Genomic DNA, 18,595 nt, shown 5'->3' on the forward strand with positions numbered 1-18,595 from the left:
TCATTGAAATCGGGATATCTCCCGGGAAAAGGCGGATCTGATTATGAAAGCTGAGGAACGCGAACAAGAAAACCTGCTTTTCGGGCTGCGGCTGCGGCTGGTGCAGTATGAGCTGCTGATCGATGCCGCGCAGTATTTGACGTCCAGTCTGGCGCTGGATGACGTGTTCACGCGGATTCTCGACCGGGCCCAAAACGTAATCGAGGCGGCCGATGCCGGCGTTCTGTCGATCTACGACAAGGAAACGGTCTTAAGGCCGATGGCCTGCACGGGATTTCTCTGGGAGAAGATGCGGCATCTGCATATCGCGCCGGGGGAATCCATGACCGGCTTGACGTTCGAAAGCCGGACGCCGAGAATATTTCAACAATCGCACGACGTCATCCGGCATACGGCTTCGATGTCCGCAGTGAACAAAATCTATTACGAGCAATCGCTCGCGCCGATCAAGCGGGACATCGGCCAGCATTTTAAAATTAAAAGCGTCATGTGCGCCCCGCTGCTCATTAAAGGCGAGTGCATCGGCGTCATGGCGATCAACAGCTTCATGCACGGCACATTCAGCGAAAACGACCTGAGCCTGTTGATCACCCTGTCCAATCTGGCGGCGGTCGCGCTCGAGAACGCGCGGCTGTACCAGGACGAGAAGAACAAGAAGGAGAAGCTGGCGGAGCTGAACGATGTCATTCAATTGCAGAACCACCGGCTCTACCGGATCAACCAGACGCACGAAAGCTTGATGAAGCTTATCCTGAACGGCAAATCGGCGGTTGAGTTCGGCGCCGCGGTCAGCGGCATACTCGGAAATCCCATCCTCATTTATGACAGCCTGTTGGGCGTGCTGACCCGGGCGCCGGCCCGGCTCGATCTTGAGCTGGGCGCCCCTTCTTTTGTCGCAGCCCTGCAAACGGTGCTGAAAACCTGGAAGCCCCGCCGGGTTCAGCCGAATCCGAAAGGAAGCCCGCCCTGCTCCGTCCTGCTGTGCCCGATCGTCACCTCCGACGAAATATTCGGCATACTCGCCGTACTGGAGATCAATTCGAAATTAAGCGAGCAGGACGTCGTGCTGGCGGAGCAGTGCTGCCTTGTGCTGGCCCTCGATTTTCTGAAGAAGGAAGCGGTATACGAAACCGAGCAGCGGATAAAGGGCGAGTTTCTGGACGAGCTCATTTCCGAGAAAAACGTCGCGACGCTGCGCGAACGCGCCAGATCGCTCGGATTGGAGGCGGAGAACCCCCTCGCATTCATGGTGGCGGAAATCGATTTTGCGAAGGCTCCCCGGCAGGAGGGTTTACGAAAAGCCGCGCACCGGCGCATTCAGCAAACGATCGAAGCCGAGCTTCACGGCTTGAACCCCAGCAGCCTGGTCATCCGCAGGCTGAACGCTTTCGTCATGATCCTGCCGTTGTCCCGGAGCGCCGATGCCGCGGCCGCGCTGAAAAGAAGCCGGAGCATTGCCCGCCGCCTGAGTGACGTCCTGCGCACACACCATCCGGACGCCAACTGCTCCATCGGCATCGGCCGCATGTGCCGCAATTTCGGCGGAGTCATGCAGTCGTATCAGGAAGCGAAGCAGTGCGTGGCGCTGATCAAAAGCCGCAAAGACAAGCATGCGGTCAAAGACTATGTCGAGATGGGGGCGATTCAATTCGTGCTGGACCGGCCGAAGGACCAGCTGCTCCAGTTCGTTTACGGCCTGCTCCAGCCGCTGCTGGATTACCCGCCGCACAAAAGAGACGAATTGATGAAAGCGCTGGATGCTTTTATCGTTTCCGGAAAAAGCCACAAGCAGGCGGCCGCCATGCTGAACATCCACCCGAACACCTTCGCTTATCGCCTTAAACGGGTCGAGGACATTCTCGGCATCCGGATTGACGATTACTCCACGTTTTTCGATCTCCAATACGCCTGGCAGGTGCTTGAAATGCTCGATCTGAAGAACGGTCTGCTCGGCACCGAAAGCGATTCTTGATCGGGCGTATATAAACCGCCGGGTTGCCCGAACGGCTTATCATGAAGCCTTATTGCCCGGAACAGCCGGCCGCTTTATACTGAAACCATTAGAATGAAAGGAGTGAGGTTATGGCCGCTCTTGTGCCGCCATTCACAGAAGAAACCGCAGCCGCCAAAGTCCGGATGGCCGAGGACGGCTGGAACAGCCGGAACCCGGAACGCGTCTCGCTGGTTTATACGGAGGACAGCCGCTGGCGCAACCGCGCCGAGTTTATTACCGGCCGGCCGGAAATCGTGGCGTTTCTGAAACGCAAATGGGAGAAGGAGCTGGACTACCGCCTGATTAAGGAGCTGTGGTCGTTCGACGGCAGCCGCATCGCGGTGCGCTTCGCGTACGAATGGCATGACGACAGCGGGAATTGGTACCGTTCCTACGGGAACGAGAATTGGGAGTTTAATGCGGAAGGACTCATGCAGCGCCGCTTCGCTTCAATCAACGACCTGCCTATCGCCGAATCGGAGCGCAAATTTCACTGGCCGCTCGGCCGGCGCCCGGACGATCATCCGGGTCTTACCGAGCTCGGGCTGTAAAGCGGACATGCTCCGAAAAGGCGAAAAGCCCGGGCGAGGGCCCGGGCTTTTCGCGTCTGCCGTCCGTCGCGGTATTGCCGGAAGTCGTTACGGCAGCAGGCAGCAAATCCTCAGCCGGCGGCGGAATCGGTGCGCTTCTCGCCCGGGACGGTCAACCCGATTTTCGGGGCAGGAGAACCGCCTTTGAACACGACAAGAATGACGATAAGGATGGTTAAGATCAGGCTGACCTCGCCTTTTCCCATTCCGAGACCGCCTTGACTGTGTGCGGCGGAAAACCAGTCCGAGAAAGAGGCCCCAGCCGGACGCGTCATGATATAGGCAAACCAAAAAGCAAGGATCTCGTTAAGTCCGAGCAGCCAATAGCATAAGGCCGGAACGGCAAGCAGTGCGGCAAACAGCAAACCGGAAGCGAAGTAGCCGAGGTGCATGGCGGTTGCGGTCATATCGCCTGCAGCCGTGCCAAGCGCAAATGTCGTGAGCACGGTGATCCAGTAAAAAATTTCGCGGCGTTGGGTGAAGATGCTGTGCACGGAGAGCGATTTCTCTTTGACATACCAGAGCAATAGGACAGCGGTCAGTGCCAGCGCAAAGAATACCGTTGATATAACGTAAGGGATTCCCAGTCCTACGCGAACAACGTCTGCAGCCGTAGTGCCGAAGATACTGACCATGACGACGACCAGCCAATAAATCCAGGCCACATACCGGCGTACGTAGAACTGCAATACCATCGCGGCCATAAAAATGAGCACGCTTAGAGGCGCCGAAAGGAACGGATTCAGATGCTCGAACAAATAATCCGAGGTCACTTCGCCCATCCCGGTTGTCAGCAGCTTCGTGACCCAAAAATACAAAGTGATTTCCGGAACCTTGGCGGCCATTCCTCTTGTACCGTTGAAGCTTTTCAAAAACGATCTGACCATATGACGTTCCTTCTCTCCAGATACATTAATTTCCATTCTCATTATGCTGCGCTAGCTATAATGAATCCTGAACTGCCGTCGTATCACTACCACCCTTCCGTCTACTTTACAGCACGAATATGAAAAAACGCTGTGAAATCAAGAAAAACTGAAATCATTCTCTGTTTGTTTGCACGATTACCGGCAAACAAAGAGGAGAACCACATGCGTCCGGATCGACGCCTGCGATTCTCCTCATATCAATTACATTTTGGCAAGCCGAATGACATTCCAGGATGCTCTCCCCAACCGGGCATGAACCCGTCCATCCTGAAGCTGCGATTCTCCTCCGGTATGGGGCTTTACATGTTCCCGGTCTGCCGTGTTTACGGCTTTCAAGTCGTCATGCTCAAGAACTAGATGCTCGACGATTCGATATCCCGAAAATCCCCTCACGTCGCATTCCAGCAGAAGCGAATCCTGAAGATGCCGGTTGACCGCAAAAAGGGTCAATTCCTCTGTTTCTTCCCGATAAACGGCTGCCGATTCCAAATACGGCACGTCGGTAAATTCCGCACTGTCGTATTTCGGCGAAGAAACGACCGGGTGAAGCGACACTCCGCGGCCGTATAGCGATGCATGAAGAAAAGGAAAAAAGATCGTTTGCTTCCAGGAGCCTCCACCGTTATCCGTCATGATGGGCGCAATAACATTAACCAGCTGCGCCAAGCAGGCAATTTTCACCCTGTCCGCGTGCTTCAGCAGCGTGATCGGCATACAGCCTACCAGAAGCGCATCCTCAAAATTGTATCTGTCTTCGATTTGAGGGGGAGCGATGTGCCACGGTTCGGCCAGCTTGTACGGTCAACCCCTATAAACTCACTTTACAAATATTGGGAACCAACTCCCTATCGCTCAAACCGGAACCAGCCGAAATCGAATTGGCATCCCGGCAGGAAGACGAAGGTCACGTTTTGGACACCCGTTATGTTTTCCAGCTCGAATACCCGCTCCTCGTAACCGCCGGATTGCGCGAATTCGACGATTTGGCTGCTCTCCCCGCTGTCGCCCGCGAAACGGATATGAATGGTATTATCGATCGGCGCTCTGCCGTACAGGACAAGCTTTGCGGAGCCTTCACCCTCAAAATCCATTTGGTTGAATTCCAGGGACACGTTATTGCCGATGCCCTCAACGCCGTTACCGGTTATGGCAAACGAATCGCCGTAAATATGGTCGCTGTCCGCAGCGCCGATTTGCTCGAAGGCCCGATTTTGTTTCCGGAACGAAAATCCTTTGATATGGACCTTCTGCCGAAGCACGAAGCAGATCGACGTAATCCCGCGGAGCCTTTTGGGCAGAACGTACGTTTCTTCCTGGTACACGTTCCATTTGGACGGTTTCTGGTAGATCACGTCGGCCAGCAGCTCGCTGCCCTCTTCGCCGGGCATGCCTTCCCAAATTTGCATCGCGTATTTGTCGCTCGACAAGGCGAAAATCGGGAGCGTGATCGTATCCGAGCCGTACGGGCCGAAATCGATGTCGCGGAAGCCGACCTGGGTTTCGCCGTCCCGGCTCGTCGCCACGCCGCGCTCGTTGCCGTTGCTGACTTCGCCCTTGCCATAATCGTAAAGCCCGGCCGAGATAAACCCGTAAGGGTCTTTATAGGCGGTGCCGAGATCTACGGCCTTCAGCTCGAGCTGGGAGATCAGCTTCGTCTTGCCGGTGCCGTTCCTGCTCGTGCAGCGGATCCGGAAATCCCCGTCGCCCAAAGCCGTAATTCGCGCTTCAGCGCCGAATGCTTCCACTTTGGCGATGTTCGATTCGATCCCCGCATCGTTCACGACGCTCCACTCGACCTCCGGATACGACGTGTTTTCGGGGTACAGCTTCGCCCGTACCGTAATTTCCCGCCGGGATGGATCGAGCAGCTGCCCGGAGGGGCTGACGATGTCAATTTTGCGCACCGGAATTTCTTCCGCGCTCCCCGTGACGCAGGGCCGTTCCTCATTCTTCATCCGCGCGGAAATTCCCGTAAGGTCCGTTCCTTCGGGTACCGGCAGCGCCCCGAATTCCGCCGAAACGGTTTCGAAGCCTTTCGAGGATACCTCGATCCGAATCGTTCCCGGTTCCAGCTTCGCCCCGATGATCGCCATCAGCCTGCCGCTGAACAGTCTTCTGCTCAGCCCTTTATACGGGTCGTAATCCGTGCTGTCTCCGTTGTCCAGTCCCAGCAGCCGGCCCGCGCCCGTCACCTCGACGTGCACCCGGTTATTCGCATTGTCGACGGGATTGCCGTCTTCGTCCTCCATCGCGATTTCGACGAAAATGAGGTCCGTGCCATTCGCCAGCAGGCTGTTTTTGTCAGCCTGCAGCCGAATTTTCCGGGCATCCCGGAACGATCGTCTAGCATCGGTCGCAATAACGGCGCCCGTCTCGTCGTACGCGATCGCTTTCAACTCGCCTTCCTCATACGGGAGCTGCCACCAGCCGCCCAGCTGCGCGCCGTGCGTTTGGTCGATGTCGAAGGTGCCGATGGAGGCGCCGTTGAACTGCAGCTCGACTTTTGGCGCGTTCGAGCAGACCCGGACATCGATCAGCTGCCCTTGACTGAAATCCCAGTACGGGAAAAGGTGAACCATCGGTTTTTTCTTATAATCCGTCCATGCCGCCTGATACGCGTAATACGAATCCTTTTTGAAGGTCGCGGTATCGATTTGGCCAAAATAGGAATTTTTGGTATGGTAAGGAGTCGGTTCTCCGATATAGTCGAATCCGGTCCAAATAAACTGGCCGAGGGAGAACGGCGTATCCCGGTCGGCAATGATGCACGCTTCCGTGGATCTGGCCCCCCAGCTCGTGGCGCTGTTGCCGAGCGCGGAACACTGCTCGTCGTCGTCGGCCAGCAGCGATTGTTTAAACGGAAAATGGTAAATGCCTCTGCTCTGCACGACCGATCCCGTCTCGCTGCCGTAAATGATCCAGTCCGGATGCTCCTCGTGATGCTTCCGGTAATATTTCTCGGCGTAGTTATAGCCGGCAGCCTTTACGAGGTCCGCACATTTCTGCGCGTTCTCCCAGGGCATATAATTGGACCCGAGCGTCACCCATCCGTTGCCCTTCGGATCGTGCTTCCGCACTTCCTCCATCAGCATGCCCGTAAGCTCCAGGCCTCTCTCGCCGGCATGGGTATCGTAAATCTCGTTCCCGATGCTCCACATAAGCAGGCTCGGATGGTTGCGGTCCCGCCTGATCCAGCTTCTGACGTCGGCGGCGGCCCAATCCTTGAAAAACCGGGCGTAATCGAATTTCGATTTCGGCCGTTCCCACATATCGAAGGCTTCCGATACAATGAGGAAGCCCATTTCGTCCGCGAGGTCCATCAGCTCCGGCGCGGGCATATTGTGCGCGGTGCGAATGGCGTTCACGCCCATGTCTTTCAGGATGATGAACCTTCTTCGGAGAGCTTCCTTATTAAACGCGGCCCCGAGCGCGCCTAAATCGTGATGCTCGCATACCCCGTTCAGTTTCATCCGGCGTCCGTTAATCCGGAAGCCCTCATTGGGATCGAGGACGATTTCACGGAATCCGATCCGCTGCGTCACGGTTTCAACGGTTTCCCCGCCCCCCGCTGTCGACTTCAGCTCGGTGACAAGACGGTACAAATGAGGCTCGTCCATGCTCCACAGCAGTGGATCCGTTACGTGCAGCCTTTGACGGTTGTACGCTGTTCCTGCTGAAGCCTTGTCCGAAGAAGCGGCAACGATTTGGTCCCGATACAGGACCGTATGCGAGAGCTGAGCATCGTCCGCCAGGACAAGCTCCGTTTCGGCTTCGACGATCCAGCCGCTCCCTTCCCGCTTCACGGTGATATACATGCCGTCCGTCGCGATATGATTGCGGCCTCTTGTCTTCAGCCACACATTGCGGTAAATTCCGGCGCCCGTATACCATCTGCTGCACGGGCTTTGGTGCACGACCTTTACGATGATTTCGTTTTCCCCTTCGACGAGCGCATCCGTAATTTCGTGCTCGAAGGAAGAATAGCCGTATTTCCATTCGCCGATGAACCGGCCGTTCACATAAAGCGACGAGTCCATAAATACCCCGTCAAAGTACAACAGCACCTCCTGGCCGGCTTCCTTGGCATGCACGAACCGCTTTCGGTACCAGCCGATGCCGTCCTCGTACAGGTTCAAGGTATCGTATATGAGCCAGTCATGGGGGATATCGACCGGTTCAAAGCTAAGGCCGTCGTGACCCGTCACCTCGAGGCCGCTTTTGGCAAACGCCCATCCGTCGTTAAACAGCGTTTTTTTGTTCAAGACTTGTACGCCCGCTTTCTTTTTGCTTTTATTGGATTACGCCGTTCTACCCGCTTAGGAAACAACCGCCGGCGCTGCCGTCCGATTTATCCTTTGATGCCCGTCACCGCAATGCCCTCGATAAAAAATCGCTGGGCGAACAGGTAGATGAGGATGATCGGAACGAGAGACATCGTCGTTGCAGCCAGGATGAGCGGGTAATCCGCGCCGTTCAGCTGTTGAAAATACCGGATGCCCATCTGGATCGTGTACAGCTTTTCATTGCTCAGGTAAATAAGCGGCTGGAGAAAGTCGTTCCACGACCCGAGCAGGCTGAATATGCCGAGCGTGACAAGCGCCGGCTTGGCCAAAGGCAGCACGATACGGAAAAAGATGCCGAACTCCGAACAGCCGTCAATGCGGGCCGATTCGTTCAGATCGTGCGGCAGTTGGATGAAAAACTGGCGAAGCAGAAAAACGCCGTACGGACTGAACAAATGGAGCAGAATTAAAGCCCAGTGCGTATTGACGAGATCCAAATGTTTCATAATGGAAAACTGGGGGATCATAATCGCCTGCCCGGGAATCATCATCGTCGCCAAATAAAGCAAAAACAGCTTGCTGCTCCCCGGAAATTTCAGCTTTGCAAATGCGTATGCCGCCAGCGACGCGGAAATGAGCGATCCTGCCGTAGACAGCACCGATACTTTGATCGTGTTCAAATAAAATGTCCCGAACGGAATTTTGCTCCATACGTCGCTGTAATTCGACCACAGCGGCTGCGTGGGAATCAGCTGCATCGAATGCTGAAAAATCGTCGCCTGATTTTTCAGCGAGCCGGACAGCATCCATACAAACGGCAGTACGGTCACAATACAAACAATCAAAAGCAGTATATAGGTAAGCGTGGTCCGGAGAACCTGTTTTCCGCCGAACCCGATCGTCTTGTTGACGCCTTCGCCCGCCGCCATCTCCATAAGCTCCCGCTCCTTTCGGTCTCTAGTACGTAACCCAGCGCTTCTGCACTCTCAGCTGGATCAGCGTGACGATCAGGATGATGACAAACAAAACATACGACATCGCGGAAGCGGCGCCGAAGTGATAGTTTTGGAAAGCCGAATTGTAAATGTAATAAACAAGAACGTTCGTCGACCGGCCCGGGCCGCCCTGCGTCATCGCCATTACGGTATCGAAAACCTGGAACGAGCCGATGACGCCGGTCACGACGCTGAAGAAAATGACGGGCGACAAGCCGGGAAGCGTCACGTGCAAAAATCGTTTGAACCGGCCGGCGCCGTCCAGCTCGGCCGCCTCGTACAGCTGGCGGGGCACGCCTTGCAAGCCGGCAAACAGAATCACCGCGTTATAGCCGACGCTTTTCCAAATGCTGACCATCATGACGGCCGGCAGCGCCAGCGAGGTCGAAGCGAGCCAGCTCGGCGGATTGCTGGCGCCAAAGAACCGCAGAATCGTATTGATCGGCCCGTACTGCGTGAACATCGCAGCCCAAATAATGCCGACGGCGATGGAGGCCGTAATATTCGGGAAGAAGTAAAGCACGCGGAACGTCTTGATTCCCCGTACCTTCACGTTCATGACGAGCGCAAGCAAAATGGAAAGCGCAATCGTGATCGGCACGGTAACGGCCGTATAATAGAGGTTGTTGATCAACGAAATTTTGAAGGTATCGTCCGTCAGCAAATCGCGATAATTATCCAGTCCGATCCATTTGATCGGCGTTAAACCGTCCCACTTCGTAAAGCTCAAATAAAGCGAATCGACAATCGGATATAAAATAAACACGAGCAGGCCGATCAGACTAGGCGCAAGGAACAAATAGGCGATCCCGTATTGTTTGAAACGAAGCATGTCTTCCCCCTCTTTGCTGTAAGGTATCGGCTTGAGAAACGCTTCCCGCCCGCTGGCGGGCAGGAAGCGCTTGCGGCATGACCGCCGATCACTTGACTTCTTTTTTGATGCGGTCCTGAATGTTCTGCATCGTCTGGTCGATCGTTTGCTTCTTCAGCAGATAGAGGGAAGACTCTTCCTTGACGATATTGATGCCTTGGTTGTACAGCGGATCCATCGGCACCTGGCTCATGACCTTGGTATTGTCGGAGAAGACGCTTGCATGCGCCGGCGTCGTCACCTTGGCGAGGTATGCCTGCTTCACGGCATCGGAGGTCCATGGCGTCAAGAGGCCGTTGCCGGCGATGATTTTCGCCGTATCTTCCGAAGCGATAAATTCCGCGAATTTCTTCGCCTCGTCCATATGGCTCGTTTGTTTGTTGACCATGATGACGGCAAACGAACCCGTCGTTGCCGGCTCCTGATCCTTCCAGTGCGGCAGCGGTGCGATATCGTAATTCAGCTTGACGCCTTTTTGCTGAATGGCGTCGTTCAATTGCTGCACGGCCCAGTCGCCGTTCCACATCATGGCGGCGCTTCCCTGCAGGAAGCGTCCCGCGAAATCGGCTCCCGCATTGCCGACCAGCTCGCCGAACGGCTGCTGCGCGCCGTCCGTATAGGTCAGGTTATAATAATACTCCAGCGCCTGCTTGAATTTGGGAAGCTCGTCTGCTTTCAGCGGATTGCTCGCGCCTTCGATGTTGGCCAGCACCCTCCACCAGGTGTTATCCGACTGATAACTCATGGAACCGTACACTTTATTCTGACCGCTGCCGCTCGTCAGCTTTTTGGATGCGTCTTCATATTGGTCCCAGGTCCACGTGCCGTCGGGATATTTCACGCCCGCTTTATCGAACATATCCTTGTTGTAATACAGCACCCATTTGCTTGTCCGGTATGGCAGGCCGTAGATATGATCGTCGTATTTCAGCTGCCCGATCGAATCCGCGATTCCGGAAAGATCAGGCGAGCCCGCAAGATCGTCCAAGGGCTCCAGCACCTGCTTGGAAATATATTCGGCGAGATTGGATGTGCTCTGCGTGGCGAAGACGTCCATATCGCCGCCGCCGGTCGACAAATTGACGAGAATTTTTTGGATATAATCGCTTGTCGGAACGTAGCTGGCATTGACTTTAATATTCGGATATTTCTTTTCGAATGCGCTGATGACCTGATCCATGTAGGGCTGCTCGTCCGTCCAATCGAAATAATTCAGCGTTACCGTTTTCCCGGATGCGGCGGAACCGTTCGCAGAACCTTGAGCGTCGTCCGTCTTCCCCGACGAGCAAGCGCTTAACATTCCGGTGCCGACGACCGTAACGCCAACCATAAGCGATAATGTAAGCCGTTTCATATTAAACCCCCGTTTGGTAGTAAAATCGTGATGTCGCGACCATCTGCATCTATTTTAGCGGCAAACGTTTTCAGTGAACATGCGTTTACGTTCGGAAAACGGAACAATTTTTCGGGTGTTTTGCAAATGTGATTTCGAACGCAATTCGGCGCATGGCAAAAAGCCTTCCAATTCCTTGGAAGACGTTACCTCTGAAGGTGGCGGTACTCGGTCGGCGTCAATCCCAGCACCATTTTGAACATTTTGCTGAACGAGCGCGGATCCTTGTAGCCCAGAAAATCGGAAATGTCATTAATTTTGATCGTAGGATCGGCGAGCATCGCTTTCGCTTTTTCGATCTTGACGCGGGTCACGTACTGCATAAAGGTTTCCCCGCTCTTCTCCTTGAAATATTCGCTGAAATAGGTCGGATTAAAATGGACTTGCTCCGCCGCTTCCGCAAGCGTCAGCTGGTGCTGGATATTTTGATCGATAAAGGCTTTGACCTTTTTGACGATTTTGTTGCCGTCTTCGGCCTCGCCGATCGCTTTCAAATGCGCGAGCCGGATGCGGATCGCGTGCTTGACGGTTTCCAGATTGCTCAAATCGTTCGAAGAGAGGGAAATCTCCTTTTCGAAGCCGGGCAGCCGATTTTTGCCGAAAAAGTTTGCGGCCACGCGAACAATTTCATCGACGGACTCCGACTTGGACATCGAGCCGTTCAGCAGCGCAAGCCCTTCTTCGATCGCGTGCGAGACCCGGTCGGCGTCAAACGACTCCAGCGCATTGGTCAGCCCAAATTCGAATTGCTGCAGGCGGGTATCCTGGACGCCGGATCGAACGCTGATCGTCAGAAAATCGGTTTGGAATCTCGCAAACACCGCGACCACGTCGCTGTCGTTAACAGGCTTCAGCAAGTAATCGTACGCTCTTAAGCGAAGTGCATTCCGGACAAGCGTAAATTCGTCATAGCCGGTTAAATAGACGACCGGAATCCGGATGCCCTGGCGCGTCAACTCGTCAAGCATTTCGATGCCGTCCATGCCGGGCATTTTAATATCGCATAAAATCAAGTCGAACGCGTGCAGCGTCAGGAGGTCAATCGCTTCTTTCGCGTTCGCGGCTTCTTCGATCGACCAATCGGATTGCAGCCGCTTCACCATGCCGACAATTCCTTTTCGAATAAGCCACTCGTCGTCGACAATAAGCAGACGAGGCATCGATCATCCTCCTTCCTTCAGCGCCGGCACGCCGTCGTCAATGCGGGGGATTCGAATATGAACCGTCATTCCCGCCCCCTGCCGGCTGGCGAGCGCGATCCCGTAAGCGGCGCCGTATTCGAGCCGGATGCGGGAGAGCAAATTTTGCAGACCGATTCCGGAATTCCCGAACGAAAATTGCTTCGATTCGCCGGCCAGGAAGGCGTTCAACCCGGCCAGCTCGTCCGGCGCCATCCCTGTTCCATTATCCGCGACCGTAATCAGAATGCCGTCGCGCGAAGCCTTCACGGCAATGGCAATCCGCTTCTGCCCGTTGATTTGTCCGAATCCGTGATGAATGCAATTTTCGACGACGGGCTGCAGCAGGATCGGGATGGTCCGGCAGCCGAGCAGCTCTTCGTCCAGGTCGTATTCGACCTTCAGCGCGTCTCCCGAGCGGATTTGTTCGATTCGCAGGTAACGTTTGACCTGGTTGATCTCATCCTGAAGCCGAACCTTGTCGTTCTGCTTGGTCAGGCTGTAGCGCAGGATGCCGCCGAGCGCCGTCGTCAGCTCGGCAATTCCTTTGCGGTCCCCGATTTCCGCCAGCGCCCGGACTGCCTCCAAATTGTTGAACAGGAAATGAGGCTGGATTTGCAGCTTCAAATTGTTCAGCTCCGCCTCCTGCTGCTTGAAGCGGATTTCCAGCACCTGATTGATCAGCTCGTCGATTTTCTGATTCATTTTATTGAACGCTCTGCCGACCATGCTGATCTCCAGGTTGCCGCCGAGCGATTGGTACGAAACGTTAAAATCGCCGTTTTCCACTTTCCCCATCAGCATTCGAAGCGTTTTGAGCGGTCTCGTAATCGTATTGGACAGCAGAATGGAGACGATCACGATCGCCACAAAAATAATGGCCGATACCATTAAAATGGTCCGGTACAGAATCGTTTTGCCTTGATTGATCTCCGCCTCCGATACGATGCCGACAATTTTCCAGCCGGTATCGGCCGAATCGATATGATGGACGATCAGCTTGTCGCGGCCGTCACGCAAATTCCGGGGCATACTCTTCGAGAAATCGATGCCGGACAGCCGGTCGATATCGTTGTTGTTTTTGCTGTAAATCATTTGGTTATTTTCGTCCAATACGACGATATTCGATCCTTTGCCCAAATCGACATTCTGGAAAATACTTTCCAAACCGGTAAAGTTGACGTCGATAATCGTGACGCCCAGGACGGGCCCGTTATACAGCTTGATCGCCCTGGCCACCGAAAACGCGGGCTCCGGACGATTGATGATGCGCGTATCGCTCACCTTGCCGGTAAAAACAACGCCTCCGTCCGCTGCAACCGCTTTCTTGTACCACGGCGAATGCTTGAAATCGTATTGGTAGTTGATGCTCGCATTATAGATGGAGCTCGAAAAAATTTGTCCGTCATTCCGGTAAATAAACACGCTTTGCAGGTCTTCTCTCGGATTCCGGATCGCCTGCGACAGCAGGCCCTGAATCTGCTTGTAGTCGGAATCGCTGATGTCTCCCGTCTGCCCCATGATCGTCAGGATTTGGCTGTTATAATACGGAAGAACCGACAGTCTCGTCAGCTCGTCCAAGTACGTATTCAACTGATTGTTGATCAAATTGAGCGAATTCGTCACATTATGATCGATGCTCTTCGAAATTTGCGTGCTGTATATCCAGCTGGACAAGACAGTGAGAAAGATCATCGGAATGAGCACAAGCGGCATGAAGGTGAACATCAATTTTTTTTTGAGCGTCCGCGTCTCCCAGTACTTTCCTAATCGCAGCAATCGGTCACCCCTCCAATAAGGGCATCATACTGATATCCCGCCTAAAACGCAATGCCCGGCAGATGAAAAATATTGGCCGTCCGATTCGGCGAAAAAACCGTTGACCTTCGATTTTACGTTCGGAGAAACGCAAAAAAGGCCGCCCCGGTATACAATCCGGAATGACCTTTCGCCCTTTTAACATGGACAAAACAAGACTTATCGGCTGTCGCCGTCCTTTCGGCGGCGAAGCAGGTTTCTCCTCAAGTAATGAAACCAAAGGTTGCGTTATAAGACCCGAACGGATTCCCGTTCCTGCTTCCCCCTCGTCATCACGCGGTTTAAAATGAGCTTCTCGTGCTGCGCAAAGCCGCCGTCCCGTTCGCGGGGACGAGCGAGCGCGACGGGCACGTCGAACGTAATGGCCCCCTGCTCCACCACGGCGACGCGGTCGGCGAGCGCCACGGCCTCGCTGATATCGTGCGTCACGAGCACCGCCGTAAACCGCCGTTCGATCCACAGCCGCTCGATCAGCTGCTGCATCTCGATTCGGGTCAGCGCATCGAGCGCGCCGAGCGGCTCGTCAAGCAAAAGCAGCCTCGGGCTGCCCGCGATCGCCCTTGCCAGCGCAACCCGCTGACGCTGCCCGCCCGACAGCACGGCCGGCCATTCGCCGGCACGGTCGTCCAGCCCTACGAATTGCAGCGCTACGAGCGCTTTGCCGCGGTCGCCGCCGGGAACGCCGATGCGCACATTATCGAGCACCGTTTTCCAGGGAAGGAGGCGCGCTTCCTGAAACATGAACCGGACGTCGCTGCGCAAGCCGGACGATAAGGCGCCGTCGAAGAAAACGGCCTCGGCTTCGGACTTTTCAAGGCCGGCAATGAGCCGCAGCAGCGTGCTTTTGCCGCTGCCGCTCCGGCCCGCGACGGCAAGAAATTCGCCGGGTCGGATGCGAAGACTGACGCGGTCGAGCACGGTTTTTTCGCCGAAACGGACCGTGCCTTCGCGAATCTCAAGCTCGAGACCATTTTCCCGTTCAGGCACGGAATACGCGCTCCGGCCGTTTACGGCTTTTGACGGTAATGGGGATGCCATTTGAGCCAGCTCCTTTCCATGTATTTGGCGATCGAGTCGGACAGTTTGCCGAGTATGGCGTACAGCAGGATACTGAGCACGACGACATTCATTTGAAAAAACTCCCTGGCGTTCATCGCCATATAGCCGATCCCCGAGTCGGACGATATCGTCTCCGCGACGATCAGCGTAATCCACATGATGCCGAGCGCAAACCGGATGCCGACGAGTATGGACGGCAGCGCGCCGGGTAAAATAACGGTTCGAAACAGCTTCCACCCGCTCAGCCCGTAAATCCGTCCCATCTCAATAAGCCCCGGCTCCACCGACCGAATGCCGTGCAGCGTATTCAAATAAACCGGGAACATGACGCCTAGTGCGACAATGAATATTTTCGCTTCTTCCCCGATTCCGAACCAAAGAATAACAAGCGGGATGAGCGACAGATGCGGGATCGTGCGGAGCATCTGCATGCTGGTGTCCGTCAGCTTCTCCATCATTGGCGCAATGCCGTTCAAAAATCCAAGCGCAAAACCGATTGCAGCGCCGATTGCAAAGCCGATCAGCGCCCGCTGCGTGCTGATGCCGATATACTCAAACAGCTCTCCGCTGCTCGATAAGGCGATGGCGGCTTTTACGATGGCAAGCGGCGTCGGCAGAACGCGCGCGGGGATGAAACCGGCGGTACCGAGCAGCTGCCACACGATAATCAGAAGGACGGGAAGAAGCCAGGGAAGTCCATAGTCCGACCAGAAGGCCTGCAGCCGTTTCGGTTTACTCATACGTCTTCCCCTTTAGCTGACCGGCGTCCGCACGGGCGGTTTAATTTCATTTGCAATCAACTCTCCAAACGGACTGGTGGAAATCGGGCCTGTTGCTTCGTGCTGCGCAAGCGGCAGCAGCGGGAAGAGCAGCTCCGCAACGCGGTAAGCTTCTTCCAGATGCGGATAGCCGGAAAAAATAAACGTTTCGATGCCCAGATCCCTGTACTCGAGCATCCGTTTCGCCACCGTCTCCGGATCGCCTACCAGCGCGGTTCCCGCGCCGCCGCGGACAAGTCCGACGCCTGCCCAAAGATTGGGCGAAATTTCGAGCCCGGAACGGTCTCCTCCATGAAGCCGCGTCATCCGTTTCTGTCCTTCCGAGTCGAACCGGGCGAACACTTTCTGCGCGGCCGCAATCGCATCGTCATCCACATATTTGATCAAGCTTTCCGCCGCTCTCCAGGCTTCTTCCTCCGTCTCCCGCACGATGACATGCAGACGGATGCCGAAACGGACTTTTCGTCCCCGCTGGTTGAAAAGCTCCTTCACGCGGGCAATTTTATTTGCCACCTCCGCCGGCGGTTCGCCCCAGGTGAGGTAAACATCGACATGATCGGCAGCTACCTGCTGCGCCGCCGGCGAAGAGCCGCCGAAATAAAGCGGCGGATAAGGCTTCTGAACCGGCGGATACAGCACCTTGCCGCCTTTAATCCGGAGATGCTCCCCTTCGAGATCGACCGTCTCGCCGGACAGCTCGCGGCGCCACACTTCCAGAAACTCGGAGGTCACCTCGTAGCGGGTGTCGTGTTCCAGAAACAACCCGTCTCCCGCCAGCTCGACCGGGTCGCCGCCGGTTACGACATTGACCAGCAGGCGTCCGTGGGACAAACGGTCGAACGTCGCGGCCATGCGTGCCGAGAGCGTCGGCGACATCAGGCCCGGACGGACGGCGACGAGAAACTTCAGCTTGGTCGTAACCGGAATAAGCGAAGAGGCGACCACCCATGCATCTTCGCAGGAGCTGCCCGTCGGAAGGAGCACGCCGCCAAATCCGAGCCGGTCCGCCGCCTGGGCAATTTGCCGTGTATAGGCATCGTCTACCGCTCTGGCGCCGTTGCCGCTGCCCAAATATCGTCCGTCGCCATGCGTAGGAATAAACCAGAACACTTCCATCTCGATCATCCGCTTTCGTTTAGAGTCGATAAAGCTTTTCGCTAAGAATCATAGGCTCATTTCGTAAAGTCCTTTGACGTCGCGTCCGCAATCCGGATTTTTTGCGGAATCAGCTTCAAGCCGAAGAACGTATCGGCAATGTTTTGCTGCGCCTGAATGACGGATTCGTTAATCGGCTGCAGCCCGTAGCCCCGGCGCTCCGATGCCGTTTCCAGCGACGGAACGTCAATGCCCAGCTCCTTGGAGAGCATCTCCGCGACTTCCTTCTGGTTCGATTTCGCCCACGCATCGACTTTATTCAGCTCATCGAGCACCGCATCGACGACAGGCTTGTTTTGCTCGGCATAAGTCCGGGAGGCAATGTAAAATTCATTGTTGGAAACCAGATTCTTCCCATCCGTAAGCACTCGCGCGCCTGTCGCGGTTTGCACGGCGGCAAAAAACGGATCCCAAATGACCCATGCGTCGACGCTGCCGTTCTCGAAAGCGACCCTCGCATCGCCCGGGGCGAGGAATACCGTCTGGATATCCGAGTATTTCACCCCCGCCTTTTCCAGCGCCTTCACGAGCAGGAAATGAACGTTCGAGCCTTTGTTAAGCGCGATTTTTTTCCCTTTCAGATCGGCGACGGTTTGGATCGGCGAGTTTTTGGGAACGAGAATCGCTTCGCTTTTGGGGCTGGCCGGTTCATGTCCGAGATAGACGAGCGGGGCCCCGGCCGCTTGCGCGAAAATCGGCGGCGCTTCTCCCGTATGCCCGATATCGATGCTGCCGACATTCAAAGCTTCAAGCAGCTGCGGACCGCCCGGAAATTCGACCCATTTCACGCTGTAGCCCTCGGGGCTCAGACGCTTTTCGAGCGTCCCTCTCGCCTTCAGGATGTTCATCGTGCCGTATTTTTGAAAGCCGATGCGCACTTCCTTCGTACCCGGGCTTTTCCCGCCTGCCGAAGCCGAATCGGCGTTCCCGAGGGCGCTCGCGGCGCCGCCTGCATTTACCGCCGTCGTGCTTTTCGAGCAGCCCGCCAGAACCGCCGCGGCAGCCATGACGATCAAGAATGCGGTCAGGACGGATGGTTTGAATGTTAGCTTCATTGTTCTCATCTCCGCTGTTGGAATGACGCAAGGCACGAATCGGATCCTGAAAAACAAAAAGAGATCTCCCGCCGATTCCACAGTGATGGAATAGGTGGGAGACCTCCGGTGATCCGGTCGACCTTCCGCTTATAAACGTTTTTTCGGCAAAGCGGCTTGGAGAGCCGTATTTCCCGCACGACAGCGCTTGCTTCCCGGAATTCCGGTTATCCGGAAATCGCGGGCCGCACCTGGAATGCACTCCGGTTCATTCGCTGATGGGTTTAGTTTATACCAATTAATCATACCTGTAAACTATGAATTATAAAGCGTTACTTATCGAACCGGATTTTTTCCGTCCGGTCGATCTGAACGATTTTGCCTTGATGCACCGTAATATGAACCGTACCGTATTTCAATCCGTCCAGATTTTTCAGAATCCACTGCAGCGTTTCTTCGTCAATACCCGCGGAAAGGCGCCCCGTTTCCTCATTGGACATCCTATTGTCCCTCCTTAA

14 protein-coding genes and 1 pseudogene are annotated in these 18,595 nt (G+C 55.3%); 2 read left to right on the forward strand and 13 right to left on the reverse strand.

Features of this window, described 5'->3' with window-relative positions:
* The first annotated feature begins 43 nt into the window (after nt 1-43).
* Nucleotides 44-1,972: a GAF domain-containing protein gene (locus PD282_RS18090; protein ID WP_274652038.1), complete on the forward strand. Its 1,929-nt coding sequence runs from the start codon at nt 44-46 to the stop codon at nt 1,970-1,972.
* Between the two features lie 110 nt (nt 1,973-2,082).
* Nucleotides 2,083-2,544, forward strand: coding sequence for a nuclear transport factor 2 family protein (locus tag PD282_RS18095; protein ID WP_274652039.1), 462 nt, complete (start codon nt 2,083-2,085; stop codon nt 2,542-2,544).
* Nucleotides 2,545-2,654: 110 nt separating this feature from the next.
* On the opposite strand, the gene PD282_RS18100 is transcribed toward PD282_RS18095, so the two are convergent.
* The 13 genes and pseudogenes from PD282_RS18100 to PD282_RS18160 all read right to left on the reverse strand — a co-directional run bounded on the left by PD282_RS18100 (nt 2,655) and on the right by PD282_RS18160 (nt 18,577).
* The gene (locus PD282_RS18100; protein WP_274652040.1) at nt 2,655-3,470 is read right to left on the reverse strand and encodes a COG4705 family protein; all 816 of its coding nucleotides are present in this window, start codon (nt 3,468-3,470) and stop codon (nt 2,655-2,657) included.
* A 243-nt stretch (nt 3,471-3,713) separates the two neighbouring features.
* Nucleotides 3,714-4,298: pseudogene (locus PD282_RS18105) on the reverse strand (alpha-L-arabinofuranosidase C-terminal domain-containing protein); the annotation flags it as partial.
* A 59-nt stretch (nt 4,299-4,357) separates the two neighbouring features.
* Nucleotides 4,358-7,774 carry a glycoside hydrolase family 2 TIM barrel-domain containing protein gene (locus tag PD282_RS18110; RefSeq protein ID WP_274652041.1) on the reverse strand — a complete coding sequence of 1,139 codons (3,417 nt, stop codon included), beginning with the start codon at nt 7,772-7,774 and terminating at the stop codon, nt 4,358-4,360.
* A gap of 86 nt (nt 7,775-7,860) precedes the next feature.
* Complete coding sequence (locus tag PD282_RS18115; RefSeq protein WP_274652042.1) at nt 7,861-8,730, reverse strand: carbohydrate ABC transporter permease; 870 nt, start codon at nt 8,728-8,730, stop codon at nt 7,861-7,863.
* 22 nt (nt 8,731-8,752) lie between these two features.
* Nucleotides 8,753-9,622, reverse strand: a complete 870-nt coding sequence (locus PD282_RS18120; RefSeq protein WP_274652043.1) for a carbohydrate ABC transporter permease — start codon at nt 9,620-9,622, stop codon at nt 8,753-8,755.
* Nucleotides 9,623-9,710: 88 nt separating this feature from the next.
* Entirely contained in the window at nt 9,711-11,015 is a 1,305-nt protein-coding gene (locus PD282_RS18125) for an ABC transporter substrate-binding protein (protein ID WP_274652044.1), read from the reverse strand.
* Nucleotides 11,016-11,200: 185 nt separating this feature from the next.
* Nucleotides 11,201-12,214 carry a response regulator transcription factor gene (locus tag PD282_RS18130; RefSeq protein WP_274652045.1) on the reverse strand — a complete coding sequence of 338 codons (1,014 nt, stop codon included), beginning with the start codon at nt 12,212-12,214 and terminating at the stop codon, nt 11,201-11,203.
* Nucleotides 12,215-12,217: 3 nt separating this feature from the next.
* Nucleotides 12,218-14,011 (reverse strand): cache domain-containing sensor histidine kinase, encoded by a 1,794-nt coding sequence (locus PD282_RS18135; protein WP_274652046.1) that lies wholly within the window; start codon nt 14,009-14,011, stop codon nt 12,218-12,220.
* A gap of 267 nt (nt 14,012-14,278) precedes the next feature.
* A complete protein-coding gene (locus PD282_RS18140) occupies nt 14,279-15,088 on the reverse strand; it encodes an ATP-binding cassette domain-containing protein (RefSeq protein WP_274652047.1) in 810 nt (269 codons plus the stop codon).
* Nucleotides 15,058-15,849, reverse strand: a complete 792-nt coding sequence (gene ssuC, locus PD282_RS18145) for an aliphatic sulfonate ABC transporter permease SsuC (RefSeq protein ID WP_274652048.1) — start codon at nt 15,847-15,849, stop codon at nt 15,058-15,060. Before ssuC ends, PD282_RS18140 begins: the two co-directional genes overlap by 31 nt.
* A gap of 12 nt (nt 15,850-15,861) precedes the next feature.
* A complete protein-coding gene (gene ssuD / locus PD282_RS18150; protein WP_274652049.1) occupies nt 15,862-17,004 on the reverse strand; it encodes an FMNH2-dependent alkanesulfonate monooxygenase in 1,143 nt (380 codons plus the stop codon).
* A gap of 56 nt (nt 17,005-17,060) precedes the next feature.
* Nucleotides 17,061-18,098 (reverse strand): sulfonate ABC transporter substrate-binding protein, encoded by a 1,038-nt coding sequence (locus tag PD282_RS18155; RefSeq protein ID WP_274652050.1) that lies wholly within the window; start codon nt 18,096-18,098, stop codon nt 17,061-17,063.
* 311 nt (nt 18,099-18,409) lie between these two features.
* Nucleotides 18,410-18,577 carry a YezD family protein gene (locus PD282_RS18160; protein WP_274652051.1) on the reverse strand — a complete coding sequence of 56 codons (168 nt, stop codon included), beginning with the start codon at nt 18,575-18,577 and terminating at the stop codon, nt 18,410-18,412.
* Nucleotides 18,578-18,595: the final 18 nt, after the last annotated feature.

This window comes from Paenibacillus humicola, assembly GCF_028826105.1.
Taxonomy (GTDB): domain Bacteria; phylum Bacillota; class Bacilli; order Paenibacillales; family Paenibacillaceae; genus Paenibacillus_Z; species Paenibacillus_Z humicola.